This is a genomic window from Congregibacter sp., from assembly GCF_965660375.1.
In the GTDB taxonomy this organism is placed as follows: Bacteria; Pseudomonadota; Gammaproteobacteria; order Pseudomonadales; family Halieaceae; genus Congregibacter.
Genome location: NZ_CBFHZO010000063.1, coordinates 51,893 through 75,837, shown reverse-complemented (window position 1 = coordinate 75,837; position 23,945 = coordinate 51,893). Strand labels below are relative to the sequence as shown.

Genomic DNA, 23,945 nt, shown 5'->3' with positions numbered 1-23,945 from the left:
CTGAAGCAGACGCTGGACTATCCGCGAGTCAATGTGGGCGCCCTCGGGTTGGTGGTGCCGCAGTTACATTTACATGTGATTGGTCGTCGAGAGAGCGATCCCTGTTGGCCGGCCCCTGTCTGGGGTAATCTCGACAGCTCCGCCGAGTATTCCCAGATGCAGATAGATCAAATACGAGATGACTTCGCCGGTATGACACTGTGACGGCAAAGAGCTCTGTCCGTAACAGCGAATACCTGAGCACCCTGGAGCGGGGTTTGTCAGTTCTTCGTGCGTTTTCCCGGGAACGGCCCGAAATGAGTCTGTCCGAGGTTGCAGTGGTGACCGAGCTCAGCCCCGCGGTCGCCCGTCGCTGCCTGCACACGCTGGTAGAGCTGGGTTACGTGGCCAAGCGAGACAAGCGCTTTCTCTTGACCGCGGAAGTGATGAGCTTTGCCTCCGCCTATCTCGAGTCCATGAATCTGGAGCAGGCCGTTCGTCCCCACCTGCAGGACGTGCGGGATGAGACCGGGGACAGCTCTTCGCTGGCGGTGTTCTCCGACCCCGATGTGCTCTATCTGATTCACGTATCTACGAACCGGATGGTACGCCTTGCAGCTGGAGTAGGCACGCGTTTTCCCGCTCATGCCACGTCGCTGGGCCGGATATTGCTGGCCCATATGCCAAAAGAGCGCACTCGAGACTATGTTGCAAACACTCCCCTTACACGGTTTACGGATCGAACCATCGTCGATCGCAAGCGCCTCGCCCAGATTCTTAAACAGGCAGCCCAAAACGACTACGCAAGCGTCAAAGATGAGCTGGACTACGGCATTGTTTCTGTTGCTGTTCCGGTACGGGCGGGTAACGGAGACGTTATAGCCGCCATCAACTGCTCCACCGCGACGTCGCGCGTGGAGTCCGACGAGATGCGCGATACCCGCCTACCAGTATTGCGTCGGGCGGCCAGGGCGATTGAGATCGAGCTTCAGCGTTATCCCGTGCTGGTCAACTCCATTACCGCCGCCGCACTCAGCTAGCGTGGCAGGGCATCTATAAAACGCTTGAGAACCGCGTTGTAAGCCTCGGGTCGGCTGAGGTTACTGAGGTGGCCACAGCGGGTCAGCGTCACTTCCTGCGCGCAGGGCATGATGTCGCAGAGTTTCGCGGCATGGGCTTTTCGCGCGGCGGTTTCTCGCTCTCCCGTTATTACCAGCGTAGCCGTGGGAACATTTTCCAGTCTTTCAAGAACCGCGACGGCGGTCTGGGGGACTGCCGACACCCGTAAATCATCACCACGATAGCTTCGTACGACATGCTCAAGGGCTTCTTTTGCAGGAAGCTCGAGCGCGTCGCTACTCATCAAGGGGTGAGCAAGCCATTCACTGTGCATTTTCCCCAGCTCGCCATTCCGAACGAGTTCGACATAGTGGCCCAGGGGGATTGCACCCTCGTCTTCCACGGGGGCCGTGTAACCATCTACCACAACGCCCTGCACTGTCAGCGATTGCAGCCGGTCGAAGAATTCGGCTGCAAACCGCAGTGCAATGCGTGCGCCCTGGGATACGCCCAGTAGGTGCACACGGTCGCATGCCAGAGAGTCGATGATGCTGTTGATGTCAGAAACTTCCGCGCCGAGATTCGGCAGTGCGGCGGAGCGCCCGGCACCGCGGCGATCGAAGCACACTAAGCGATAGTCAGAGGCAAGCGGAAGTTGAGCATTGAATGAGGAGTGGTCAAGGGTCCAGCCGTGAACCAGCAGAAGGGTCTCACCTTCGCCGCACTCATAAACGGGAATTTGCGTGCCATCGGCTGTGTTCGCAACGCGCCGTGCCGTCCAGCTATTCTCTTCAGGGCTCATAGCTGATGGGGTCCTGCGCGCCCTTCCAGAGGTCGTCGGCGATAGGCCGCTGGCTTTCTTCAAAAAGGTGTCCCACCAGGCCCGCACAGCGCGCCACCAGTATTACGCCGCGCATCATTCCCGAGGGTACGCCAGCCTCGGCCAGTGCGGCACCGATTGCGGCACTGATGTTTGTGACCAGTTGCTTGCCCAGGGCCTCGTTGAGCGCAGATTCCAGCGTACTCATGGCCGCGATGTATGTGCCCTCGCAACCGGCCTCTTCACAAACTGATAGCAAGCGTTTTACCCGGGGATCCACATCGTGATGAATAGGATGACCAAACCCCGGAAGAGCCGCCCGCCGACCGCGATAATCTGCAACGATGGCATCTGCCGCTGAGCGCGGCTCCCCGGAGGCGACCATCTGTTCGAGGAGGGCGCCGCATTCGCTTGCGGTACCCGCATAACGATCCCCTACGCCCAGTAGTCCCGCTGCCACAGCGCCTTGATATGACTCGGGCGCGCCGTAGTGCGTGAGTCGCGTGACAACGGCCGATGGAACGAGGCCATGTTCCATGATTGTTACCAGTACCGCGTTAACAATGCGCGTTTGTCGTGCCGTGGGTTCCACTCCCAGAGCCTGAATGAGAAAAGCCTCGGTGAAGCTCCGCTTGCCGATGAGGTCTTCGACCAGGTCTTTACCGCGCACGGAAATACTATCGGCATCGTAGCCGCAAATAGACGTAACTGACTGATTTCCCATAAATTTATCGTCCTTTTTCGTAAGGCCGGGGCCTGAGGAGTTTCGCAGGGCTGGCTGATCCGGCAAGACACTTACCACGTAAACCTCCTATATTTCGCATATCGAACTTGATTTCGTTATGCGAAGATTCTACGCTATTAAGCACTAACAATAAAACAACGCTTGGAGAATGAGCATGAAGAGTAACCTTAAGCCGCTCGCTATTTTGGTTGCCGCCGCCTGTGGTGCACCGGAGATCTATGCGCAGTCCGCGCTGGAAGAAGTGGTGGTTTCGGCGCGTAAGCGTAATGAGACCCTCGAGGATGCGCCGGTGTCGGTGCGAGCCTTCACTGAGTCAGAGATTCAGTCCGCAGGTATTTCTACGCCCCAGGACTTCATCAACCTCACGCCCAACGTCACGCTGGTTCAGACGCAGAATGCGGGTAACTCCTTTCTGAATATCCGGGGTGTCTCCCAGGCTCGCAATAGTGAACTGTCTGCTGCGGTGTTGATCGACGGCGTTCTTATGTCGAATCCCACACAGTTTAATCAGCAGCTTTTCGACATCGAACAGATTGAGGTACTTCGCGGACCCCAGGGCGCTCTTTACGGACGGAATGCCATCGGTGGTGCGATCACCATTAATACCAAGCAGCCCGGCGATGAATTTGAGGGCCGGGTTGAGGCGGGCGTCGATAGTGGCCCAGGGTACAAGGTGCGCGGTAGCGTTAGCGGGCCTTTGACCGACAACATCCGTTATCGCTTATCCGGTTCCTACATGGACACCGACGGATTTATCAATAACCCGGTACTGGGCGAGGAGGCTGATCCTGTAAAAGATGCCTCTGGCCGTCTTCGCTTGATCTGGGACATCAGTGATACTTTCAGCGCGGACTTCCGCTTGAGCTACTCCGCTCTCGATACCCAGGCTCTGTATTTCCGCATCGCTCCCGATGCGGACGACCTGCTCCCCGTGCGTGTCAACAATCCCGGCAACAACGAGCGCGATTTTATCAGCTCAAGCCTGAAGCTCGAGTGGCTGGCAGATGCGGGCACTTTCACTGCTATCACCGCCTACGACAAGGTAGAAGAGACACTCTCTGGTGATCAGTTCAACTTCCTGCCCCGCGCGGAATCATCTTTTAATTCAGATCCCTTTGGTGGGTTCATCAAGTTTCTCACCGGGGACGAGATAACCGACCTCAGTCAGAACCAATACCTTGAGGTGGAGTCTGTGTCTCAAGAGATCCGCTTCGCGTCTCCTGCCGAAGATCGCTTCCGGTGGATCGCCGGTGCCTATGCCATCGCCACGGAGCGATACATTTCTACCGGTAATCAGATTGACCGGGGTTTTGGTGTTTTTGATGTGGAAAAAGACTTCCGACCCTCGGTGTTTGTGGATCCCACGGACCCCAGTCCACAGCTGAACATTCTTGCCGACGGTCAGGACAACTTTGCCTACGCAGTATTTGGACAGGTCGCCTACGACATTACCGATCGAGTTGAAGCAACCTTTTCCCTGCGCTACGACAACGACGATCGCGAGAACACGACCCTCACCCCGGAGCTTTACAACACGTCGGGACTTGATCTGGTGTTCGGCGAAAAGCGCGACGAAAGCTGGGATGCGCTACAGCCCAAATTCACCGTTCGTTATCAGCCAAACGATGACGCTACCCTGTATGTGGATCTCAGCCGAGGATTCCGAAGCGGTGGTTTTAACCAGACGGGCGTGGGTGAGGCCGCACAGGTCCCCGGCGTAAACGACATCTTCGACGAGCAGATCTCGGAGACCTTCGAAGTCGGGGCGAAGAGCTCCTTTTGGGACGGTCGTGCCAGCGCGTCCATGGCCCTGTACTACACCGAATTCGAAGGCGCGTACTTTTTCTACTTTGACCCGGGTACCAGCACCCAGAACCTCGGCACTATTGAAGAGACGGAGTACATGGGTCTGGAAATCGAGGCCAATGCGGCCTTTACTGACAACTTCAGCGCCTATGTGGGTTTTGGCTACACCGACAGCGAAATCCAGAAATCACCTAATCCCACCCAGGTCGGTAACCAGGCTCCGCTGGTCTCCGAGTACACCCTGAATCTTGGCGCGGTCTATCGACAGCCTGTCGATATGTTTGGCGGTATGGAATTTGTGGCTCGGGGCGACTTCGCCCGCACGGGAGAAACCTGGTGGGAGCCCGACAACACAACAACGCGAAGCCCAATCAACGTTCTGGATATGCGCATTGGCTTCGAAGCGGTGGATAACTGGACCGTCACGCTCTGGGGTAAAAACGTCCTAGACGAGGAGTACAACACCGAGTTTTCTCCGGGTGGTTTTATCTGGCCTGCACTCCCCGCACGCTACGGAATAGAATTCAGCAAGCGCTTCTAAGCTGCCGCCGAATACACCAATTAAGGAGAATGACATGAATGCTCTAGCGCAGACACACAGCTCTTTACACCATAACGCCTATGTCACCACCGACATGGAAGCGGTGAGAGAGTTTTATGAAGACATTATTGGTTACAAGCTGGTCGCCACCTGGGCCGAACAGACAGATCTTTTCGGCAAGATGCGAACCTATATGCACTGCTTTTTTGATATCGGTGACGGGTCCTGTCTCGCGTTTTTCCAATTTGCTGACGAAGAGGATCAAAAGGAGTTTGGACCGGAGCTTCAGCCCTCGGGCTTTCGTCACCTGGCAATGAAAGTGGATCAGGAAACCCAGGACGGTATTAAGGCCAGGCTGGAGGCGGCGGGAATCACCGAGCCCCAGGCTTATATCCTCAATCATGGCTATTGCTACTCCCTGTATGTGTTCGACCCCTCCGGTCTTCTTGTGGAATTCACTGTCGACATTGATGGCGTTGAAGAGCTCAACGAACAGAAAAAGCTCACGGCCCATGATGACCTCGCCAAGTGGCTGGCGGGTGACCACACACCTAACAACACTCAGTTTCACCGGTAAAAAGGACAAGCAACATGAGTCAGTCAGTCTGCGTGGTTTATCACAGTGGCTATGGGCATACCCAGAAACAGGCCGAGGCGGTTGCCGAAGGTGTCTCATCGCTAGGGGACATTGAGTGTCATCTGCTTCCCGTTGCGGATCTTGAAGCGGATGATGCACCGGCCTGGGGCCTGCTGGATGCCTGTGACGCCATGATCTTTGGCAGCCCAACTTACATGGGCAGCGCTTCTGCGCCTTTCAAGGCGTTTATGGAAGCTACGTCCCAGCGCTGGATGGAGCAGCGCTGGGCGATGAAACTTGCAGCGGGCTTCACCAACTCCGGATCACAGAATGGCGACAAGCAAAACACGCTGATGCAGTTCATTACGCTGGCGGCCCAGCATGGCATGTTGTGGGTCAATCTGAATCAGATGCCAGGCAATAACAGCACGGCGGGTTCCGTGGATGATATGAATCGTCTGGGCGCTTCCCTGGGAGCAATGGCCCAGTCCGCCGTGGACGCAGGCCCTGAAGTTGGACCCACCAAAGCGGATCTCGATACTGCCCGTGCCTTTGGTGCACACGTGGCTACCTGCGCACAACGCTGGAACAGCTGATACACACGCGGCGCGAGTCTGCGTCGCTCCACACGGATGACGATCACTATGATTTACGATCAAGATACCGAAACCAGGCCGGTTGCCGAGCAATACGAACTCGATAAAGAGTCCTACAAGCGGCAGATCGCCTATCTGCTGGAGAACTCGAGCTTCTATCAGAAGAAGCTCGAGGAAGCGGGCTTTACCTCCGCTAAGCAGATCGGCGGACTGGATGACATTGCGAAGCTTCCGTTCACGGAAAAAGACGAGATTCGGGCTACGCAGGCTGAGCAGGCGCCCTTTGGTGCGCATCTCGCGGCCGACTCCACAAAGCTTCGCCGGGTATTCAGCACCAGCGGTACCACCGGTGTGCCGTGCTACCTGGGCCTGACCGCTGCCGATCTTGATATGTATGCCACGAACGTGGCGCGAGGCTACACCGCGGCGGGCTTTACCGCCGGTCAGAAGGTTGTTGTTGGTTTTAACGCCGGACCCTTTGTCGCGGGCGCCGTATACTACGGCTTCGATAAAATCGGCTGCAGCGTTATCCCCGTGGGAACCGGTAATACCGAGCGCATGGTGACCGCCATCCAGAAGTTGGGTGCTACAGGCATCAGTTGCACGCCTTCCTATGGTTTGTACCTCATTGATTGGTGCCATCAAAATGGCATCGACACCCAGTCCCTGGGCCTAAAGAACATGATCACCGCCGGAGAGCCCGGTGGCGGTGATCCCATGGTGCGCGGAAAGATTGAAGAAGCCTTTGGCTGCAGCGTTCGCGAGTCCATGGGCATTGGTGACATCACCCTGTCTGCCTGGGCGGAAGACGAGGATGGGAAGGGCATGCACTTTATGCCCCGGGGTTTTGTTCACGTCGAACTCATCGACCCGTTTAGCGGTGAGCCCAAGGCCTGGGAAGACGGTGCAGAAGGCGAGCTTGTGTACACCGCGCTCCGTCGCGAGGCGATGCCACTCCTGCGATTCCGAAGCCGTGATCACGTTGTGGTGACCATGGAGGAAAACCCCACGGGACGAACCGGTCCTCGGATCCGCTGCGTGGGTCGCACCGACGACATGCTCATCGTGCGTGGCGTCAATTTATTCCCCACGGCGATCCGTAGTCTCCTTGATGATTTTACCCCGGAGGTATCAGGGATGCTGCAAGTGCGTCCGCGTGAGGAGGGCGTGCTCCAGACGCCGCCGCTGCCAGTGGTTGTGGAGCTGGGTAAAGACACGCCGCAGGCACCCGAAGGGCTTCGGGAGCGGATGAAGGACGAGATTCGTGCGCGACTGCTGGTAACGACGGACATCAGTTTTGTGCCTTACAACACCCTGCCGCGGGAAACTTATAAATCTAAATTAGTTGATTACTCCGACGCCCACGGCGCGGTCGTCAACGGCTAAGGAGAACGCATGGCTCTTCCTCTATTCCCCACTGCGATTGTAGGCAGTCTGCCCCAGCCTGAGTGGCTTATCGACCGTGCAAAGTTAGCGGGTCAGTTTCCGCCCCGAACCCGGGCAAAGGAGCTTTGGAGAGTAGATGCGGCTCACCTTGCAGAGGCTCAGCGGGATGCGACGCGGCTTGCGGTTATGGCACAGGAAGCCGTAGGACTGGACATTATTGGCGACGGTGAGATCAGCCGTGAGAGCTACTCAAACCACTTCGCCAACGCACTTGATGGCATTGATCTGGACAATCCCGGGAAGGCGCTGGATCGCAGTGGTGAGCCGGTGTACGTCCCGCGGATAACCGGCCCTATCCGACGCCGTCATGCGGTCGGGGTGGAGTTGGTGGAGTTTCTTCGCGGTCTTACCGACCGACCGATCAAGTTTACTGTCCCCGGACCTTTCACTATGTCCCAGCAGGCGCAGGATGATCATTACGGTTCCCAGGCGGCGGCGGGTATGGACTACGCCGTGGCAGTTAATGAAGAAGTCCGTGACCTGCTTGCCGCGGGGGCAGACGTGGTGCAGCTTGATGAGCCCTACATGCAGGCACGGCCAGAGCAGGCGCGAGAATACGGTGTGGATGTGCTTAACAAAGCGCTGGAAGGCATTAACGGCAAAAGCTGCGTGCACATATGCTTTGGCTATGCCGCACTCATTCATGCCCGGCCCGAGGGTTATTCATTTCTGCCCGAGCTGTCTGGGGCCTGTTGCGATCAAATCTCCATTGAGACCGCCCAGAGTAATCTTGACTGCACCGTCCTCGAATCCCTGGATGACAAAGATATTCTTCTCGGCGTGTTGGATCTTTCGACTCCTGAGGTAGAGGACGTCCAGACCATCAAGAATCGTGTGCTGAAGGCGCTATGCCACGTGGATCAAAAACGTGTCGTTCTGGCGCCCGATTGCGGGATGAAGTATCTCCCACCGGAGTCTGCCTATGGAAAGCTCAGAAATATGGTGGAAGCCGCCAAAGATCTCCGCGCAGAGTTCAGTGAGGGCTGATACCGGGGTTCCCAATGGGTGCTTGAAACTTTCTCCCCGCGGTCTGATCATGGTGGTCCCGTAAAAAAATAAACGAGAGATCGCCATGCTCATTGTTGAGTCCTACAGCATCGCCGTAGCGATGTGCCTGATCACCATGTTGTGCTGGGGGTCCTGGGCAAATACGCAGAAGCTTGCCAGCAACGAGTGGCAGTTCCAGCTCTTTTACTGGGACTACTCTCTGGGTGTGCTGCTTCTCACACTGCTCTTCGCCTTTACCATCGGTTCTTCCGGCGATGAGGGGCGGGCCTTTATGCCCGATATCTCGCAGGCGGGCTCTGAGGCCCTGCGCTCTGCCTTTATCGGCGGTGTGGTCTTTAACCTCGCGAATATACTTCTCGTGGTAGCCATCGATATTGCGGGGATGGCGGTGGCCTTTCCCGTGGCCATCGGTCTTGCCCTGGTGATCGGTGTGGTCACCAATTACATCGCCGCACCCGTCGGCGACCCCGTCTTTCTGTTCGCTGGCGTGGGTCTGGTGACTGCCGCGATCATAGTCTGTGCACTGATCTACGCTCGACTCCCCCAGGACGAGGGCCGCTCTGTCGGCAAAGGCCTGGCAATCTCTGTCATTGCCGGTATCGCCATGGGCTTCTTCTATCGCTTTGTTGCGGCGTCTATCTCCATGGATTTTGCAAACCCCGAAGCGGGCCTCATGACGCCCTACAGTGCGGGCGTGGTGTTTGCCGTAGGGCTTCTCGTATCAAACGTTATCTGGCTGGTGCCGCTGATGTATAAACCCATCTCCGGCGAAGTGGCGCCCATTGGCGAGTACTTCAGCAAGGGCACGCCGCGCCTCCATCTGGTGGGTATCCTGGGCGGCGCGATCTGGTGCGTGGGTTTCTCCTTCAGCTTTATCGCCTCCGGCGCAGCAGGCCCCGCCATCTCCTACGGTCTCGGTCAGGGCGCCACCATGGTCGCCGCCTTCTGGGGCGTGTTTATCTGGAAAGAGTTCAAGGACGCCCCCGAAGGCACCTCAATGATGATCACCGCGATGTTCGCGCTTTTCTTCGTGGGCCTTGGGTTGATTGTTTATTCGCGATAGTTGCATTGCTCGCACGTGAGCGAGGACGGCGCCCCATGAAGCGATGAGGGAGCGTCAGCATCCATGGATGGATGCTGCCGAGCTGTCATGGATGACGCTTTTTGCGTTTCCCGAATGCTTTAGGGGGTGCCCTCCTCGCGTTGCCGAGCTGCCAAGGATGACGCTTTTTGCGTCTCCCGAGTGCATCAACAAGCACAGCCCCCGCGCCATCGAGCTCCCCGGTTTTCAGGCCCTAGTAAGCTTCCGCCCCAACTCCTCCAGTAACAATCGCCACCCCGGCACTGCAACCCAAGCGGTTAGCACCCGCACCCAGCATCGCGACGGCAGTCTCTCTGTCACGAATACCGCCCGAGGCTTTCACGCCGATGTCCGGACCCACCACGCTGCGCATGAGAGCAACGTCCTCCACGGTGGCGCCGCCAGTACTGAAGCCCGTGGAGGTTTTGACAAAGGCGACGCCGAGGTCGCGACAGATTTCGCAGGCCAGGCGTTTGTGGGACTCGGTGAGCAGGCAGGTTTCCAGGATGACTTTGAGCGGCACGTCAGCGCAGCTTGCCAATACCTCGGCGATTCCGCGGTGCACGGCGTCCCAGTCGCCCGCCAGGGCCTCGCCTATGGACATGACCATATCGATTTCCTGAGCGCCGGCATCAATCGCCATGCGGGCTTCTGCCGCTGTGGCAGCCGGGATTGACGCTCCCAGGGGGAACCCCACGACAGAGCATGTTTTCACGGAGCTACCCTCGAGCACTGTGCTTACCCGCGGGACCCAAAGGCTGTTGACACACACTGCAGCGAAGCCGTGTTCCAGTGCTTCTTCGCATATGCGTTCGATATCAACCGCTCGAGCTTCGGGTTTCAGCAGGGTGTGATCAATGGCTGCGGCGATGGTGGCGTTGTCGTGGGTATCCATGGAGCAGACTCTAATGCAGACGAAATTGAGGTCGGTTAGGCTACACTGTCGCGCATCGAATAAGAACGGAAGCACTGCTATGAAAATTGCTGTTATCGGCTCCTGCATGGTTGATCTCATCGCCTACACGGACACGGTTCCCAAGGCAGGAGAAACCCTGGTAGCCAAGGAATTCGCCATGGGCTGTGGCGGTAAAGGGGCCAATCAGGCAGTTGCCGCATCAAAACTCGGCGCTGACGTGCTGATGATGGGCCGTGTCGGTGACGACGCCTTTGCGGATAACACCCTGGCTAATTTTGAGAAGTACGGCGTGAGCACCGAGCACGTTACCAAGGTGCCGGGCGTGTCCAGCGGCGTCGCGCCCATCTGGGTGGATGCGGATTCTCAAAACCGTATTCTGATTATCCCGGGGGCCAATATGCATCTGCTCCCCGCGGATATTGCCGCGGCAGCTGATCAATTAAAGCAATGCAGCATGATCATCTTGCAGCTCGAGATTCCGTTGGAAACGGTGTACGCCGCCATCGAGTTTGGCAATTCAAATGGTATACCTGTATTGCTCAATCCTGCGCCTGCGAGCACTGAGCTAAACATCGATTACGCCTGTCGCTGCGACTACTTCGTGCCCAACGAGACCGAGCTGGAAATACTGACGGGCATGCCAGTGGATACCGAGGATCAGATTGCCGAGGCCGCAAGCTCGCTGCTGGCCAAGGGGCTTAAGAACCTCATTGTGACTTTGGGCGACAAGGGCGCGCTTTGGATGCATGGGGGCGAGCGTAAACACATCACCGCACCGCCAGTGAGCGCGGTGGATACCACCGGCGCCGGCGATGCCTTTATTGGCTGCTTCGCGGCAGAGCTCGCGGGAGGTACCGAGGTAGAAGCCGCTATTGCTCGGGCCGTGAGCTACGCTTCCCACAGCGTTACCGGCAAGGGCACGCAGACGTCCTACGCCACGACCGATGAATTCAGCCAATGGCAGAACTCTGCCAGTTAGCCTGCAGGCGCCGCTGAGCTAGCTATGGGCAGTTGACGGCCACTGGTGAGGCCTTGGTGCCCGTTCAGCGCTGGCGGCTGGCGATACACGAACCGCGGCACGCTTGTTATCGTATATCCACTGGAGTATCACATAGCTTCGAGAAAAATCACGAGAGCCAAAAGCCATGAGAACCAAGCCTATGAATTTATTGACGAAAGCCACCGCAGCCCTCGTCGCCTCGCTTTTCCTCGCCGGCGCGAGCGTTAGTGCCCTTGCCGACTGGGAACTCGATGGTGAGCGCTCCACGGTGCAATTTATGTCTGTGAAGAACGCCAGCGTGGCCGAACTGCATCACTTCCGATCAATCTCTGGCGGCATCAGTGATACCGGTGCAGCGCAGGTCGCCCTGGATCTGGACAGCGTCGAAACGCTGGTGCCCATCCGGAACCAGCGTATGCGCGAACTGCTGTTTGAGACGGTAAGGTTTCCCGCTGCCCTGTTGCGGGCCGAAGTGCCCAAGTCTCTGAGCGAGCTTCCCGTTGGGGAGACCCGTGATACGGCCATCGAGGTCGAAGTCGATCTCCACGGATCCAAGCAGTCCTACACCACCGAGGTGCTGGTGACGCGGCTCAATGACGGTGGCCTGCAGGTGGTTATCAGTGAGCCACTGTTGGTAAAAGCTGCAGACTTCGGTCTCGCCGATGGTATTGAAGTGCTCCGTGAAGTCGCGGGACTGCAAAGCATCAGCACCGCGGTTCCGGTGTCTGGCCAGCTGGTGTTTGTCCCTGAAGAGGATTGACTAGCCGGGGTTTCGGCTCCTTGCCCCAAGACTCGCCGCCAGTCGTTGGTAGTTCGGGTTCTGGGGGGCCAGCATCAGAAGTTTCTGGACATAGCGCCGGGCGATATCGCGATTGCCGCTCTCCGCGTTGTAATTAACCAGGGCGAGAAGCACCTGTTCATCTGCGGGCAGGGCGCTATGCAGTCTGGTCAGCGTTTTCAGCGCTCCTGCCATATCACCAAAATCGTGCTGGGCAACGCCGTAGACAAAGCGGTGGCGTGATCCTACCGTTTCCAGCGCAGCAGCTTTGCCCAACAGCTCAAGGGCGCTGTCACGGTTCCCCCCTCGGGCTTCCAACAGCCCGAGGGAATGCATTGCATCGCCGCTTTGAGGGTTCACGGCTAGGGCTTTTTCAAGCTGTACTCTGGCCTCGGCCTCCCGACCTTGCCCCCGCAGCAAATCCGCAAGATTCAGATAAGCTGACATCAGTTGGGGGTTCAGGGCCAGCGCTTCCCGGTAGGCGGACTCCGCTGCGGGAAAATCGCCCCGTGTGGCATTGAAAATCCCCAGCTGCATGTTGATGGCAGGCATATCCAGATGCTGCCGCTGCACGGCCTTGTACTCATCAAACAGGGCCAGCAGTGATTGCTGGCGCGCCGGGCCCAGTTCGTCCAGAGGCACCGCCGCCAGGCTCATGGCGACTTCCATGCGCACTCCGGCAACAGGATCTTTTATCAGCGGCGCAAGAGCCAGGTAGCGCCGGGCCACCGGCAGCTGCTGCATCGCTCTCACGGCGGAAACACGCAGCAGGGGATCATCCGCGATGAGCAGCCCCTGGGCGACTTGCAGCGCTCCTTCAGTGCCGCTGGCAGAGACCTGCTCCAATGCCGTAGCCCGCCAGATTGACGGTTTCTTACCGTTGTTTGCGAGCTCTAGCAGGCTTGGCGCAGCACGAATGTCGCCCCTCTGGAGCGCGGCCATGGCGACGGCCGGGTGCTGGCTTGTGTTGCCAAAGTCCGTGCCCCAGTCCCGGAGTGCGTCCAGGGCCCACTGTGATGACTGTTCGTTGTGGCAGTCCGTACAGGCGTTGGGAGTATCTATCATCACACTAAGGTCGGGGCGGGGTATGCGCATGGAGTGATCCCGCCGCGCATCAACACCCATATAGGTTTTTGACGGCATATGGCAATTCACGCACTGGGCGCCCGCACCCGTTGCGGGGTGATGATGGTGCTTTGGAGAATCAAAGACCTCGGATTTGTGACATTGAGCGCATACACCATTGCCCTCGGCCCGGAGCTTGTTTGAGTGAGGCTCATGGCAATTGGCGCATACCACGCCCGCCTGAGACATCTTGCTCTGCATAAAGGATCCGTAGACATAGACCTCGTCGAGAATCTGCCCGTCGTGGTGGTACAGGGGCTCTCCCAGCAGGGCAAGCCGGTGCGTGTCAGACAGGGGTTTGCCGTAGTTGTAATGTCCCAGGGTGCCGCGGCGCGCGTGGCAGCGGCCACAGTTGTCCACCTGTTGTTGATCATTCAGAGCCGTTCTGCGGCGCGCTATGGCGCTTCCCTCGGGGAAAAACCATTGTCCCCGGGCGCTTAAATCGGTTTGCAGCCCCGAGGCATTGTTACCGCCGAGAGCGCCGGACTGTGCAAGCGACTGGTGCTTGCTTCCGGGCCCGTGGCAACCTTCGCAGCCCACGTCTTCTTCAAAAAAAGTGGTGGCGAAGCGTCGCGTGTCGGCGCTGTAGTTTTTTTGCACATCGGTGCTGTGGCATTCGGCGCAGCGGGTGTTCCAGTTCAGATAGGGACCGGTCCAGTGCAGGGGATCGTCGAAGCGAATCTCCTCGTCGGGAAAGAGGTGGTACCAGCGCTGACCGCCTTCCTCGGCGTCCCGCGTGTCCCAGGCAACGGCGAGTGCCTGGAGCCGGCCGTCCTCCATGGGTAACAGGTACTGTTGCAGAGGATCCACGCCAAAAACCCAGGCCACGGGGTACTCGGTGATGCTGCCGTCAGGCCCGTCCGTGCGCACAAAGTAGTTTCCGTCGCGAGTAAGAAATTGCGTCTCAACGCCATAATATTCAAAGCGGGCATCATCGAAGTCACCCAGTACGGTATCCGCAGTGGGTTTTTGCATGGCCAGATCGTGATGGGAGTCCGTCCACTGACCGTGTTCGCTGTCGTGGCAGCCGGCGCACTTTTCTGTTCCTACAAAAAGGGGTTTTTCTGATTCCGCTGAAGCCGCCGCGACACCCCAGAGAAAAAAAAGGATACCGACTGCCCCCAGGGCCGCGCGACAGTGAAGAGTTGCTGATGTAGCCATGGGTAGTCCGTTAGAGCCTCAATCGATGGGGTCGTGGATGCAGAAAATTGCCACAGCCGCATAGTAACGCAAACTCCGCCCTCCTCTTTACGGAGATAGGCCTCGATATAGACAGGGCATTGCAGGGGTTCGTAGACTCCACTGTGCATTTTTATCGGGAAGCATCTCGTGAAGCTAGGAATTTTAAAGACGGACGCTGTGCGCGAAGAGTGGGTCACTGACTTTGGTGAATACCCGGATATGTTCGCGGCTTTGCTGGGCCCCCGGGACCCCGACCTGGAGTTTGTGACCTACGATGTGCGTCTGATGGAATATCCCGATGACATTGATGAGGTAGATGCCTATCTCATGACCGGGAGCCGTCACAGCGTTTACGACGATCTGCCGTGGATAGAGCCCCTAATGGAATTTGTCCGGGAGCTCGATGCCCGCCGCAAAAAACTGGTGGGTATCTGTTTTGGCCATCAGCTGATTGCCCAGGCACTGGGGGGGCAGACCGAAAAAGCTGATGCGGGTTGGGGTGTGGGCATGCACTACCATCGCTTTTCCGTGCGCCCGGATTGGTTCGACGACGGCGAACTGGAGTTCCCTATTCTGGTCACCCACCAGGACCAGGTCACGGCCAACGCGCGGGGGGCCGAAGTGCTCGCAAGCAGTGATTTTTGTCCCAACGCCGTATGCCAGATAGGAACCCACATTCTTACCATGCAGGGGCACCCGGAGTTTGTGAATGATTACTCCCGGGCGATTATGGAGTTTCGTCGCGAAATAATCACGGAGCCGGTGTACCAATCCGGCATTGCATCCCTGGCGGAACAGCCGGCGACGGAGCGCATGGCTCAGTGGATACTGCGGTTTTTGCGCAGCTAGCGGAGGTTAAAAAAATCAGTCCTGGAGACTGTTGTGATTGCGCGCCTTCGCCTGCATCGCATCGAGATACTCGTCCAGCTCGGCATCGTTGGTAAACACCGCCATGTCGGGGAGCGCCTGAAGAATCTCAAAGACCTTTTCGATCTGCGGTTGGCGATTGGCAACAGCGAGACTGCGCCCGCTGCTCTTGAGTTGCTTCGCCGCTTTGAAAATCACCCGCAAGCCCGCGGAACTGACGTAGTCCAGGGCCTGCATATCCAGCAGTACCATCTGCCAGTCCTCGGCAATGGCGTTGTTGAGCATCGCCTCAAAACCGGGAGCCGTGTCGGTGTTCAGGCCACCCATCATGCTCACACGCAGCAGTGATTTGGCGGGGTCTTCGTGGAGCTGGGTATCAAGGTTCATGATTCAATCTCCGGTAACGGTATGCCTGTTGTTCTGAGCAGCTCAGGGGAGGTCTATTCGCAAACGCAGTATATTGCGACCCTCTTCGCGGTGATAGGACTGGTGGGAAGTCAGCTGGGTGATGAGGTGCAGCCCTAAACCGCCGATGCTCGCGTCCTCGGTGTTCTTTCCAAGGGTTGCCCGCTCTGCGATGGCAAGGGGGTTGTAAGCCTGTCCGGGGTCGACGCACTCCAGCTCTACCCGATCCACGAAGCGCTCGAGGCCGAGGCTGAGGCTGGCGCTGGCTTCCGTGTGGGCATGGTCACGGATGTTGCAGACCACTTCTTCCAAAGCGAGTTGCATATCGTGCAGCTTGCTCTTTGGAAGACCCTGCGCCTGCCATTGCTCCTCCAGCCAGCGCGCCGCCTGCGCCGGCAGGCTGCCGTCGATGCCCAGGCTGCTTCGCTCGGCCTGCAGGGGCGCGCGCCGCTCCCCCGGTATCTCAAGGAGCATGAGTGACATGTCATCGAACTGGGGCGCCCCGGCGACAAAGGTATCCACGGCGGCAAATACGGCGTCACCGGCCTCATACAGGGGTAGATTGTCCGCATGCGCCAGAATCTCCCGGAGCCGCTCTTCGCCCAGCAGTTCATCGTTCGCGTTTTGCGCCTCATCGAAGCCGTCGGTGTAAATCACCAGGCGGTCATCTTTTTCCAGCTGAACGCTGTTCGCGGGAAAACTCAGCCCTTCCTGGAGCCCGAGAGCCGGACCGCGCTCCTGCGCGATACTCTGACCTTGCCCTTTCCGAAGAAGCACCGGTGCACTATGGCCGCCACTGGCAAACAGCAGTTCAAGGCTCTGAAGATCCAATACGCCAATAAACAGCGTCAGGAACATGCAGCTGTCGTTGTCCCGGGTGAGACCTTCGTTGAGCTGCTGCAGGGCGATATGCGGGGGCACCGGGGCCGGCTGTACCTCCCACTGTTGGATAAGGCTGATCGCCCGGGCCATAAATAGCGCTGCAGGGACACCTTTATCAGAGACATCACCGATGCTGATAAGCAGGAACTGACCTACCTGCTGCAAAGAATAGAGATCGCCTCCCACGGCTTTTGCCGGACGAACGCGCGCCCAGAGCGTCAGCGCCTCGTGATGGAATTCAGCCCTGCCGCCCTGGGGCAGCATGGCCATCTGAATCTCCCTGGCGGCACTGAGTTCACCATCCATGCGGCTGCGCTGCGCGGCGGCCGCCTCAAGATCCTTCAGGTACTGACCGAGATCCTCACGCATGCCATCAAAGGCAGTGACCAGTTGGCTAACTTCATCGTCGCCTTGGGGCTGGGGAAGGACCACGTCCAGCTCACCCTGGGCGATGGACTTACTCGCTTCCGAGAGCGCCAGAAGCGGCGCGGTGAGTCGCCGGGCGACAATGCTGATCACCAACGCCATGAGGAGCAGCATGGCTGCACCCACGATGAGTACCCGGATTTGATAACTGTGCAGGGGCTGTAACAGTGATGCTTCGGAGTAGACGATACCCACGGACCAGTTCGAGCCCTCTACATCGGCTATCCGTAGCTGGCAGGTCTCTTCACTGCCCGGACAGCGCACGGTGGTGTGTCTTGCGGTCGCCGGTGCCGCTTCTAGCCAGCTTTGCCAGTCGCTGACTTCGTCACTGCTGAGCACCTCGCCCATGGCTGCACTGATAACCCTGCCCTCGGGGGCTCCGACAAGCGTCCCTCGGGAGGTGAGCATAAACCCGAAACCCTGGTCGCCAAGGCGCAGGCCCTCCAGGTACTTTTGAAGATCTGTCAGCCGAAGATCAATGGTCGCTACGCCCATAAACGGTCGGTTGTTGTTCGCGGTGTTGCGATACAGCGGCGTGGAGAAAGTTGCCAGTTCCACCATGGCGCCCGTGGATTCAAAGTAGGGCTCCACCCAGGCGGGACTACCCGAATCCCGGATATCGGCAAACCACGGCTCTTCCCAATAGGGGGCCGTCGCGCCCGCCAGGTCTGTTCTCAGGAGGTCGCCATCCTTGCGATACAGGTAGGGCGCGAGGCCCGCAGCTGATGGACTGTAGGCGGGATCCAGGGCGATAGCTGCTGCGAAAATCCGGGGGTTGCTGTTCAGGACACTTTGCAGCACCTTGTCTATGCGCGGCTTATCGGGCACTTCGTCCATCGCCTCCCCAAGAAACCGCACCGATGACTCAAGGCCCCGGGTGAGTTCCTGAATGCGCAGCACCGCCGCGGTGATGGAGCTTCGGGCGCTTTCCTCTAGACCATCGACAATCTGCGTTCGAGAAATTGTGTAGTCGATAAAGAGGCCGGTCGCAATGATTGCGGAGGTCACCAGCGCTACGGGAATAACCAGCCGCGCCGTGAATGAGCGGCCCATTGCCCGGGCTACCAGCTACCGGTATTGGCCATGGACGCCCAGGGCTCCCGCGGCGGCAGGGATTCTCCTGCCTGCAACAGTTCAATAGAGATTCCATCGGGAGAACGGACAAACGCCATATGACCGTCGCGGGGCGGACGATTGATGGTGACGCCCGCATCCATGAGCCGCTGACAGGTCGCGTAGATATCGTCTACCCGATAAGCGAGATGCCCAAAATTACGTCCGCCGTCGTATTCTTCGGGATCCCAGTTGTGGGTGATTTCTACCTTGGGGGCGTTTTTTTCTCCACCGCTTTCTACATCGCCGGGGGCCGCAAGAAATACCAGGGTGAAACGCCCCTTCTCGCTGTCATAGCGGCTGGTCTCCACAAGGCCCAGCTTGTCGCAGTAAAAGGCCAGCGTTTCTTTCAAATCCTGGGCGCGAACCATGGTGTGCAGATACTGCATGCTGATCATCCGTCTAAGAACGAGCTAGTGATACTAGGCAGCTCCCCGTCCGGCGGCAAGTCTGATATCCGGGCGCGCTTGTGGCGATGGTTTCTCGCAGAGCCTGCCATGGTATTGGTAGTTTGCTTGTGTAGAATGTGCCGCCCTTTCGCCGGATATTCGTACTTATGTGGTTCAAAAATCTGCGGGCCTACCGCATGACTCGCGGTCTTGAGTTCTCTGCGGAGCAGCTGGAGGACAAGCTCGCAAGCCGCGGGTTTAAGCCCTGCACCCCTGCCCAACCCCTGTCTGTGGGCTGGGTACCGGCCCTGGGCGAAGGTGCAGAGATGCTCGTCCATGCAGCGGATGGGCGCATGATGCTGTGCCTGCGCCGGGAAGAAAAAATCCTGCCTCCGTCGGTGGTGCGAGACCTGGTAAAAGAGCGGGTGGAAGCCATCGAGGCGCAGCAGGGCCGCAAGGTCTACCGCAAGGAAAAGCTCTCTCTGAAAGACGAGGTTGTGCAGGACTGTATGCCCCGGGCCTTCAGCCGCCACGCGGAGCTGCGCCTGATTATTGACCCCAAGGCACGCTGGGTATTGGTGGACTCCTCCAGCGCATCCCGCGCTGAAGAGGCTCTGAACCTGCTGCGAGAGTGCGTCGGCAGCTTTCCTGTGCTGTTGCCCCAGACTGCTCATGCACCTGCGGCGGCCATGACCAGCTGGCTGGCTAACTCCAGCCTCCCCGAGGATCTTCAGGCCCGGGAGGAGTGTGAGCTTCGCGATATGGGCGAACAGGCCGCGGTGATACGCTGCAAGGGTCTGGATCTTTACAGCGATGAGGTGAGGCAGCATCTCCAGGGCACCACCCAGGTGGTGCGTCTTGCCCTTGGCTGGAACGAACAGCTGCAGTTTGTTCTGGGCGACGACCTGTGCCTGCGCCGGATCAAGTTTTCTGACGCCCTGGTGAAGGAGAATGACGAATTGATGGATGAGGATCGCCTGGCCAGGTTTGACGCGGATTTTGCGCTCATGGCCCCCACGCTGACAGCTATTCAGGATCGTCTCATCAGCCTGTTTGGCGGCGAAGACAACGCCTAGGCCATGACTGCGCGGGTCGACACATCGGATTACGCCCGCCTCTTTCTCGCAGACACTCCCCTGCTGGATACCCGCGCACCCGTGGAGTTTGCCGCGGGTGCTTTTCCTTTGGCACAGAGCCTGCCGCTCATGAACGATGAGGAACGCGCCGCCGTGGGCACCTGCTACAAAAAGCAGGGTCAGAAAGCGGCCATTGCCCTGGGGCATGAGCTGGTGGCGGGGGAGGTTCGCGAAGAGCGCATGGGTTGCTGGAAGCAATTTGCCAAGGATCACCCCGAGGGTTATCTCTATTGTTTCCGCGGAGGGCTGCGCTCCCAGCTGGTGCAGGAGTGGCTTAAAGACGCCGGCGTCGACTACCCGCGCATTACCGGTGGCTATAAGGCCATGCGCCGCTTTCTGATTGACACCCTTGATGCGCTGTCCCAAAAGGCTGACATCATTCTTGTGGGTGGTGCCACCGGCACCGGCAAAACCCGGTTGATCAGGGAGCTACGCCGCTCTATTGACCTTGAGGGACTGGCCAATCATCGCGGCTCGGCTTTCGGCCGCCTCATTGACGAGCAGCCCACGCAGATTAATTTTGAAAACGCGCTCTCCATCGCATTGTTGAAGCTCTCTCAGAGCGAGGGTCCCGTAATTCTCGAAGACGAGGGCCAGCTTATCGGTCGTCTGGCTCTGCCGGCGTCTCTAAAGGCCCGTATGAGCGAGGCGCCCCTCGTTGTTCTGGAATACGAACTGGAAGACCGCGTACAAGTAGTTTTTGAGGATTACATTCTGGATCTTGGGGAGCGCTACCGGCAGGCCTACGGCGACGCAGGCCCCGGTATGCATCGTGACCGGCTGCTTGGGGATCTTGAGCGAACGCGAAAGCGTTTGGGCGGCGCCCGTTATCAGGATCTCGCTGAAATCATGCGCTCCGCTTTTTATCAGCAGGAGCAAGCAGGTGATGGCGAGGGCCATCGCGAGTGGATACGTCCCATGCTGGAGGACTATTACGATCCCATGTACCGCTATCAGCTCTCCAAACGGGAGGGACAGCGACTCTGCAGCGGTGATCGGGCCTTTGCCGAAGCGTTTTTAAGCACGCGATGCTAACGGAGATTCCGCCACAAAAAGATCTGGTGCTCGTGGGCGGGGGTCACAGTCATGTGCTGGTGATGAAAAAACTCGCTATGTCTGCCCCATCTGGTTTGCGGGTAACCCTCATTTCTCCTGCTGCTTTCACGCCCTATTCCGGCATGCTCCCCGGCCTTTTGGCCGGCCACTACAGTTTTGAGGAAACGCATATTGATTTGATGCGGTTCTGTCAGTGGGCGGGAATTCGCTTTTTAGTCGATACCGTGGATTCTCTGGATCCCGATGCCCGCAAGCTCCATTGTCGCGCCCGGGGCACCGTGAGCTACGACATGCTGTCTATCGATATCGGCTCTAGCCCTGAACTGGATTCGGTGCCGGGGGCGCGGGAGTTTTCCATACCCGTAAAGCCCGTAGCGGGACTTTGGGATCGATGGGAGTCCCTGTCCCAACAGGACGATCTGGCCCAACGCCGTATTGCCATTGTTGGGGGCGGCGCGGGGAGCGTGGAAATTGCCCTGGCCATAGCCCATCGCCTGGGTAGCAAGCAGCCGGATCTGGCACTTTACTGTGGTGGAGAGGAGGTGCTGGCGGGCTACAGCAAAGGCGCGCGGCGGGTTGTTGAAGAGCAGCTGTGCAAATTGGGTGTCGCCCTTCATTGCGGCCACCGGGTCAGTCGAGTCACCGAATCCCAACTGCAGTTTGAGTCCTCCGGCAGCGCGGACGATCACAGTGCGGACTATCACAGTGCGGACTACGACAGCCTCATCTGGTGCACCGGTGCGGCAGCGGCGCCATGGATCAGGGCCAGCGGACTCCCCGTGGACGAGCGGGGCTTTATGCGCGTGGAGGACACACTTCAAAGCACCGGCTACGACAATGTATTCGGTGCCGGTGATATCGCAACCCAGCATCGTCACCCCCGGCCCAAGGCTGGCGTGTATGCCGTGCGTCAGGGGCCGGTGCTTGCGGAAAACCTGCAGGCTTTCCATGCGGGGGAACGCCTTCGGGAGCACAAACCCCAGTCGGAGTTTTTATCCATGCTGGCCCTGGGGCCGCAGCGCGCTGTAGCGCAGCGCAACGGACTGAGCGTCAGCGGCGCCTGGGTTTGGCGCTGGAAAGATCGCATTGATCGAAAATTCATGGCGCGTTTTAGCGATTTTGAGCCGCGGGAGATGGGTGGCGCGACGGTAAGCACCTCCTCTGATGGCGAGCAGAAAGCCCAGGCGCCCTGTGGAGGCTGTGGGGCCAAGGTGTCCGGCGATGCACTGCATGCCGTGCTCGATGAACTTCGAGCGATGTACCCGGAGCTGTTACCAGACGCGGACAGCCTGGATGATGCCACGCCGGTGCACAGCGATGGGCCTTTGCTGCAGTCCCTCGATGCTTTGCGGGGACTTGTGGATGACCCCTGGCGCATGGGTCGCATCGCGGCTCAGCACGCGCTGTCAGACCTTTATGCGGTGGGAGCACAGCCCCATTCGGCCCTGGCCCTGGTGACCCTGCCCTTCGCGGCGCCGTCGCTGCTTCACCGGGATTTGTTCATGGTGTTGAAGGGTGCGCTGTCGGTGTTTCATGAGGTGGGGTGTGCGCTCAATGGCGGCCACAGCATGCAGGGGTCTGAGTTGCAGCTGGGGTTTGCGGTCAATGGTGTGCTGGCGCCAGGGGATTCTCTCCTGCCCAAACGGGGTGCCCAGCCCGGCGATGCCTTGCTTCTCACTAAATCCCTGGGGGCAGGCGCTCTGTTTGCAGCGCACATGCAGGGACGGGCTGACGGTCGTCATGTGGATGACGCCCTGCACGCTATGGAACAGGGGAATGGCGTGGCGGCAAAAATTGCCCGGGATTTTCAGGCCCATGCGGTCACTGACGTCACGGGCTTTGCGTTGGCAGGCCATCTGCTGGAGATGCTGGATGACACACTCGCAGCAGCTATCGAGCTTGAAAAGCTCAAGGCAATGGCCGGGGCCCTGGATGCTATGGCTGCGGGTGTGTTCAGCACCTTGCATGAACCCAATCGTCAGGCGGTCTCGGCCCGGTGGACGCCCCCGGAAAACCTGCCTCTGGCGGCGGAACTACTCTTTGATCCGCAAACCAGTGGAGGTTTGCTCCTGGCGTTGGCGCCGGATAAGGCGACAAAAGCTTGCGAGGCCCTCCATGCCCGGGGCGTGGAGGCCGCGCTCATCGGTACCCTCCGGTCGGTGGAGCCTGGCGCGCCAGCAATCAGTCTCAGCTGACCAGAAACTCCCGGATGCGGTCCTTGTAACTGCGGCTGACCTTTAACTGCGTTCCACCCTCAAGATTCAACAGGTACTCGCCATTGCTGAGTGTCTGAGCGCCGGTGACACAGCGATGGTTGACGATGGTGGAGCGGTGCACCCGTAAAAATACCGCGGGATTCAGCATACCCTCGAGCTGTTTCATGGTGATACGCATGATGTGGGTTTTGCCCGTGGCGTGGATGCACATGTAATCACCGGCGGCGTCGACCCATTCGATATCGGCAACGCGGATAAACTGGATATCACTGCCGTCTTTCACGGTAATTTTCTCCGGCCAGCTATCCTCGTTCCTGGTGCCTTCTGCCATGGCCTCAACGCCGGCAGCGCTCTCTCCCGTCACACTCATGAGCAGCTTGATGAGTTTCTCTTTGCCGGAGGTGCTGCTCTCCTGATCGCGGTGCGCAATGGCACGCTGCACTGCTTCGTGGAGCCGGTCGTCTTCGATAGGCTTGAGAACGTAGTCGATGGCGTGAACCTTGAAGGCATCCACCGCATACTCGTTATAGGCGGTCACAAAAATCACCATGGGCATATCGTCGCCCTGGAGTTTTTCCACGACCTCAAAACCGTCCATCCCGGGCATCTGGATATCCAGAAAAAGGAGGTCCGGATTGTGCTGGGCCACAGCCAGGAGCGCCTCCTGCCCGTTGCCGCACTCAGCAATCACATCCACTTCAGGCAGTTGCTGCAAACGCACCGATAGTCCCCGTCGTGCGAGGTGTTCATCGTCAACAATGATCGCGGATAAGCTTGTCATAAATCCTCTCTAGGT

At 58.6% G+C, this 23,945-nt stretch carries 21 protein-coding genes and 1 pseudogene; 14 read left to right on the top strand and 8 right to left on the bottom strand.

Annotated features, from left to right (window positions below; translation table 11 throughout):
• A pseudogene (locus ACTG3T_RS05900) lies at window positions 1–204 on the top strand (diadenosine tetraphosphate hydrolase); the annotation flags it as partial.
• The gene (locus ACTG3T_RS05895; RefSeq protein ID WP_439101338.1) at window positions 201–1,019 is read left to right on the top strand and encodes an IclR family transcriptional regulator domain-containing protein; all 819 of its coding nucleotides are present in this window, start codon (window positions 201–203) and stop codon (window positions 1,017–1,019) included. The pseudogene ACTG3T_RS05900 and the gene ACTG3T_RS05895, both read left to right, overlap by 4 nt.
• Here ACTG3T_RS05895 and ACTG3T_RS05890 read toward each other — a convergent pair.
• Window positions 1,016–1,840, bottom strand: a complete 825-nt coding sequence (locus ACTG3T_RS05890) for an alpha/beta fold hydrolase (protein WP_439101337.1) — start codon at window positions 1,838–1,840, stop codon at window positions 1,016–1,018. The genes ACTG3T_RS05895 and ACTG3T_RS05890 overlap by 4 nt on opposite strands.
• A complete protein-coding gene (locus ACTG3T_RS05885; protein WP_439101336.1) occupies window positions 1,830–2,582 on the bottom strand; it encodes a citryl-CoA lyase in 753 nt (250 codons plus the stop codon). Before ACTG3T_RS05885 ends, ACTG3T_RS05890 begins: the two co-directional genes overlap by 11 nt.
• A gap of 175 nt (window positions 2,583–2,757) precedes the next feature.
• On the opposite strand from ACTG3T_RS05885, the gene ACTG3T_RS05880 reads away from it, so the two are divergent.
• From ACTG3T_RS05880 to ACTG3T_RS05855, 6 genes are all read left to right on the top strand, one after another.
• A complete protein-coding gene (locus tag ACTG3T_RS05880) occupies window positions 2,758–4,950 on the top strand; it encodes a TonB-dependent receptor (protein WP_439101335.1) in 2,193 nt (730 codons plus the stop codon).
• 34 nt (window positions 4,951–4,984) lie between these two features.
• Window positions 4,985–5,527 (top strand): VOC family protein, encoded by a 543-nt coding sequence (locus ACTG3T_RS05875; RefSeq protein WP_439101334.1) that lies wholly within the window; start codon window positions 4,985–4,987, stop codon window positions 5,525–5,527.
• A 14-nt stretch (window positions 5,528–5,541) separates the two neighbouring features.
• A complete protein-coding gene (locus ACTG3T_RS05870) occupies window positions 5,542–6,123 on the top strand; it encodes a flavodoxin family protein (protein WP_439101333.1) in 582 nt (193 codons plus the stop codon).
• Window positions 6,124–6,171: 48 nt separating this feature from the next.
• Window positions 6,172–7,509, top strand: a complete 1,338-nt coding sequence (locus tag ACTG3T_RS05865) for a phenylacetate--CoA ligase family protein (RefSeq protein WP_439101332.1) — start codon at window positions 6,172–6,174, stop codon at window positions 7,507–7,509.
• 9 nt (window positions 7,510–7,518) lie between these two features.
• Window positions 7,519–8,556, top strand: coding sequence for a hypothetical protein (locus ACTG3T_RS05860; RefSeq protein ID WP_439101331.1), 1,038 nt, complete (start codon window positions 7,519–7,521; stop codon window positions 8,554–8,556).
• A gap of 85 nt (window positions 8,557–8,641) precedes the next feature.
• Window positions 8,642–9,640, top strand: coding sequence for a multidrug DMT transporter permease (locus tag ACTG3T_RS05855; RefSeq protein ID WP_439101330.1), 999 nt, complete (start codon window positions 8,642–8,644; stop codon window positions 9,638–9,640).
• A gap of 232 nt (window positions 9,641–9,872) precedes the next feature.
• On the opposite strand, the gene deoC is transcribed toward ACTG3T_RS05855, so the two are convergent.
• Window positions 9,873–10,553: a deoxyribose-phosphate aldolase gene (deoC, locus tag ACTG3T_RS05850; RefSeq protein ID WP_439101329.1), complete on the bottom strand. Its 681-nt coding sequence runs from the start codon at window positions 10,551–10,553 to the stop codon at window positions 9,873–9,875.
• 79 nt (window positions 10,554–10,632) lie between these two features.
• On the opposite strand from deoC, the gene rbsK reads away from it, so the two are divergent.
• Window positions 10,633–11,553, top strand: coding sequence for a ribokinase (gene rbsK / locus ACTG3T_RS05845; protein WP_439101328.1), 921 nt, complete (start codon window positions 10,633–10,635; stop codon window positions 11,551–11,553).
• A gap of 181 nt (window positions 11,554–11,734) precedes the next feature.
• A complete protein-coding gene (locus ACTG3T_RS05840) occupies window positions 11,735–12,334 on the top strand; it encodes a YceI family protein (protein ID WP_439101327.1) in 600 nt (199 codons plus the stop codon).
• Here ACTG3T_RS05840 and ACTG3T_RS05835 read toward each other — a convergent pair whose 3' ends face one another.
• Entirely contained in the window at window positions 12,335–14,638 is a 2,304-nt protein-coding gene (locus tag ACTG3T_RS05835) for a tetratricopeptide repeat protein (protein WP_439101326.1), read from the bottom strand.
• A 168-nt stretch (window positions 14,639–14,806) separates the two neighbouring features.
• Between ACTG3T_RS05835 and ACTG3T_RS05830 the strand changes: the two genes are divergently transcribed.
• On the top strand, window positions 14,807–15,508 hold the full coding sequence (locus ACTG3T_RS05830) for a glutamine amidotransferase-related protein (RefSeq protein WP_439101325.1): 702 nt from the start codon (window positions 14,807–14,809) through the stop codon (window positions 15,506–15,508).
• 15 nt (window positions 15,509–15,523) lie between these two features.
• Here ACTG3T_RS05830 and ACTG3T_RS05825 read toward each other — a convergent pair whose 3' ends face one another.
• The 3 genes from ACTG3T_RS05825 to ACTG3T_RS05815 are packed head-to-tail and all read right to left on the bottom strand — an operon-like array spanning window position 15,524 to window position 18,741.
• Window positions 15,524–15,913, bottom strand: coding sequence for an STAS domain-containing protein (locus ACTG3T_RS05825; protein ID WP_439101324.1), 390 nt, complete (start codon window positions 15,911–15,913; stop codon window positions 15,524–15,526).
• 42 nt (window positions 15,914–15,955) lie between these two features.
• Window positions 15,956–18,292 carry a SpoIIE family protein phosphatase gene (locus ACTG3T_RS05820; RefSeq protein ID WP_439101323.1) on the bottom strand — a complete coding sequence of 779 codons (2,337 nt, stop codon included), beginning with the start codon at window positions 18,290–18,292 and terminating at the stop codon, window positions 15,956–15,958.
• A gap of 8 nt (window positions 18,293–18,300) precedes the next feature.
• Entirely contained in the window at window positions 18,301–18,741 is a 441-nt protein-coding gene (locus ACTG3T_RS05815; RefSeq protein ID WP_439101322.1) for a VOC family protein, read from the bottom strand.
• A gap of 167 nt (window positions 18,742–18,908) precedes the next feature.
• Between ACTG3T_RS05815 and rdgC the strand changes: the two genes are divergently transcribed.
• The 3 genes from rdgC to selD are packed head-to-tail and all read left to right on the top strand — an operon-like array spanning window position 18,909 to window position 23,128.
• On the top strand, window positions 18,909–19,817 hold the full coding sequence (gene rdgC / locus ACTG3T_RS05810; protein ID WP_439101321.1) for a recombination-associated protein RdgC: 909 nt from the start codon (window positions 18,909–18,911) through the stop codon (window positions 19,815–19,817).
• A 3-nt stretch (window positions 19,818–19,820) separates the two neighbouring features.
• Complete coding sequence (gene mnmH, locus ACTG3T_RS05805; protein WP_439101320.1) at window positions 19,821–20,912, top strand: tRNA 2-selenouridine(34) synthase MnmH; 1,092 nt, start codon at window positions 19,821–19,823, stop codon at window positions 20,910–20,912.
• Window positions 20,906–23,128 carry a selenide, water dikinase SelD gene (gene selD / locus ACTG3T_RS05800; protein WP_439101319.1) on the top strand — a complete coding sequence of 741 codons (2,223 nt, stop codon included), beginning with the start codon at window positions 20,906–20,908 and terminating at the stop codon, window positions 23,126–23,128. Before mnmH ends, selD begins: the two co-directional genes overlap by 7 nt.
• Here selD and ACTG3T_RS05795 read toward each other — a convergent pair.
• Entirely contained in the window at window positions 23,121–23,930 is an 810-nt protein-coding gene (locus tag ACTG3T_RS05795; RefSeq protein WP_439101318.1) for a LytR/AlgR family response regulator transcription factor, read from the bottom strand. The genes selD and ACTG3T_RS05795 overlap by 8 nt on opposite strands.
• Window positions 23,931–23,945 lie beyond the last annotated feature (15 nt).

What these genes read in the sequence shown, in the direction of transcription:
- ACTG3T_RS05825 (WP_439101324.1), bottom strand. Translation starts at nt 15,913, where the DNA reads ATGAACCTTGATACCCAGCTCCACGAAGACCCCGCCAAATCACTGCTG.
- mnmH (WP_439101320.1), top strand. Translation starts at nt 19,821, where the DNA reads ATGACTGCGCGGGTCGACACATCGGATTACGCCCGCCTCTTTCTCGCA.
- ACTG3T_RS05865 (WP_439101332.1), top strand. Translation starts at nt 6,172, where the DNA reads ATGATTTACGATCAAGATACCGAAACCAGGCCGGTTGCCGAGCAATAC.
- ACTG3T_RS05835 (WP_439101326.1), bottom strand. Translation starts at nt 14,638, where the DNA reads ATGGCTACATCAGCAACTCTTCACTGTCGCGCGGCCCTGGGGGCAGTC.
- deoC (WP_439101329.1), bottom strand. Translation starts at nt 10,553, where the DNA reads ATGGATACCCACGACAACGCCACCATCGCCGCAGCCATTGATCACACC.
- ACTG3T_RS05815 (WP_439101322.1), bottom strand. Translation starts at nt 18,741, where the DNA reads ATGCAGTATCTGCACACCATGGTTCGCGCCCAGGATTTGAAAGAAACG.
- ACTG3T_RS05795 (WP_439101318.1), bottom strand. Translation starts at nt 23,930, where the DNA reads ATGACAAGCTTATCCGCGATCATTGTTGACGATGAACACCTCGCACGA.
- selD (WP_439101319.1), top strand. Translation starts at nt 20,906, where the DNA reads ATGCTAACGGAGATTCCGCCACAAAAAGATCTGGTGCTCGTGGGCGGG.
- ACTG3T_RS05870 (WP_439101333.1), top strand. Translation starts at nt 5,542, where the DNA reads ATGAGTCAGTCAGTCTGCGTGGTTTATCACAGTGGCTATGGGCATACC.
- ACTG3T_RS05860 (WP_439101331.1), top strand. Translation starts at nt 7,519, where the DNA reads ATGGCTCTTCCTCTATTCCCCACTGCGATTGTAGGCAGTCTGCCCCAG.
- ACTG3T_RS05880 (WP_439101335.1), top strand. Translation starts at nt 2,758, where the DNA reads ATGAAGAGTAACCTTAAGCCGCTCGCTATTTTGGTTGCCGCCGCCTGT.
- ACTG3T_RS05875 (WP_439101334.1), top strand. Translation starts at nt 4,985, where the DNA reads ATGAATGCTCTAGCGCAGACACACAGCTCTTTACACCATAACGCCTAT.
- rbsK (WP_439101328.1), top strand. Translation starts at nt 10,633, where the DNA reads ATGAAAATTGCTGTTATCGGCTCCTGCATGGTTGATCTCATCGCCTAC.
- ACTG3T_RS05855 (WP_439101330.1), top strand. Translation starts at nt 8,642, where the DNA reads ATGCTCATTGTTGAGTCCTACAGCATCGCCGTAGCGATGTGCCTGATC.
- ACTG3T_RS05840 (WP_439101327.1), top strand. Translation starts at nt 11,735, where the DNA reads ATGAATTTATTGACGAAAGCCACCGCAGCCCTCGTCGCCTCGCTTTTC.
- ACTG3T_RS05885 (WP_439101336.1), bottom strand. Translation starts at nt 2,582, where the DNA reads ATGGGAAATCAGTCAGTTACGTCTATTTGCGGCTACGATGCCGATAGT.
- rdgC (WP_439101321.1), top strand. Translation starts at nt 18,909, where the DNA reads ATGTGGTTCAAAAATCTGCGGGCCTACCGCATGACTCGCGGTCTTGAG.
- ACTG3T_RS05820 (WP_439101323.1), bottom strand. Translation starts at nt 18,292, where the DNA reads ATGGGCCGCTCATTCACGGCGCGGCTGGTTATTCCCGTAGCGCTGGTG.
- ACTG3T_RS05890 (WP_439101337.1), bottom strand. Translation starts at nt 1,840, where the DNA reads ATGAGCCCTGAAGAGAATAGCTGGACGGCACGGCGCGTTGCGAACACA.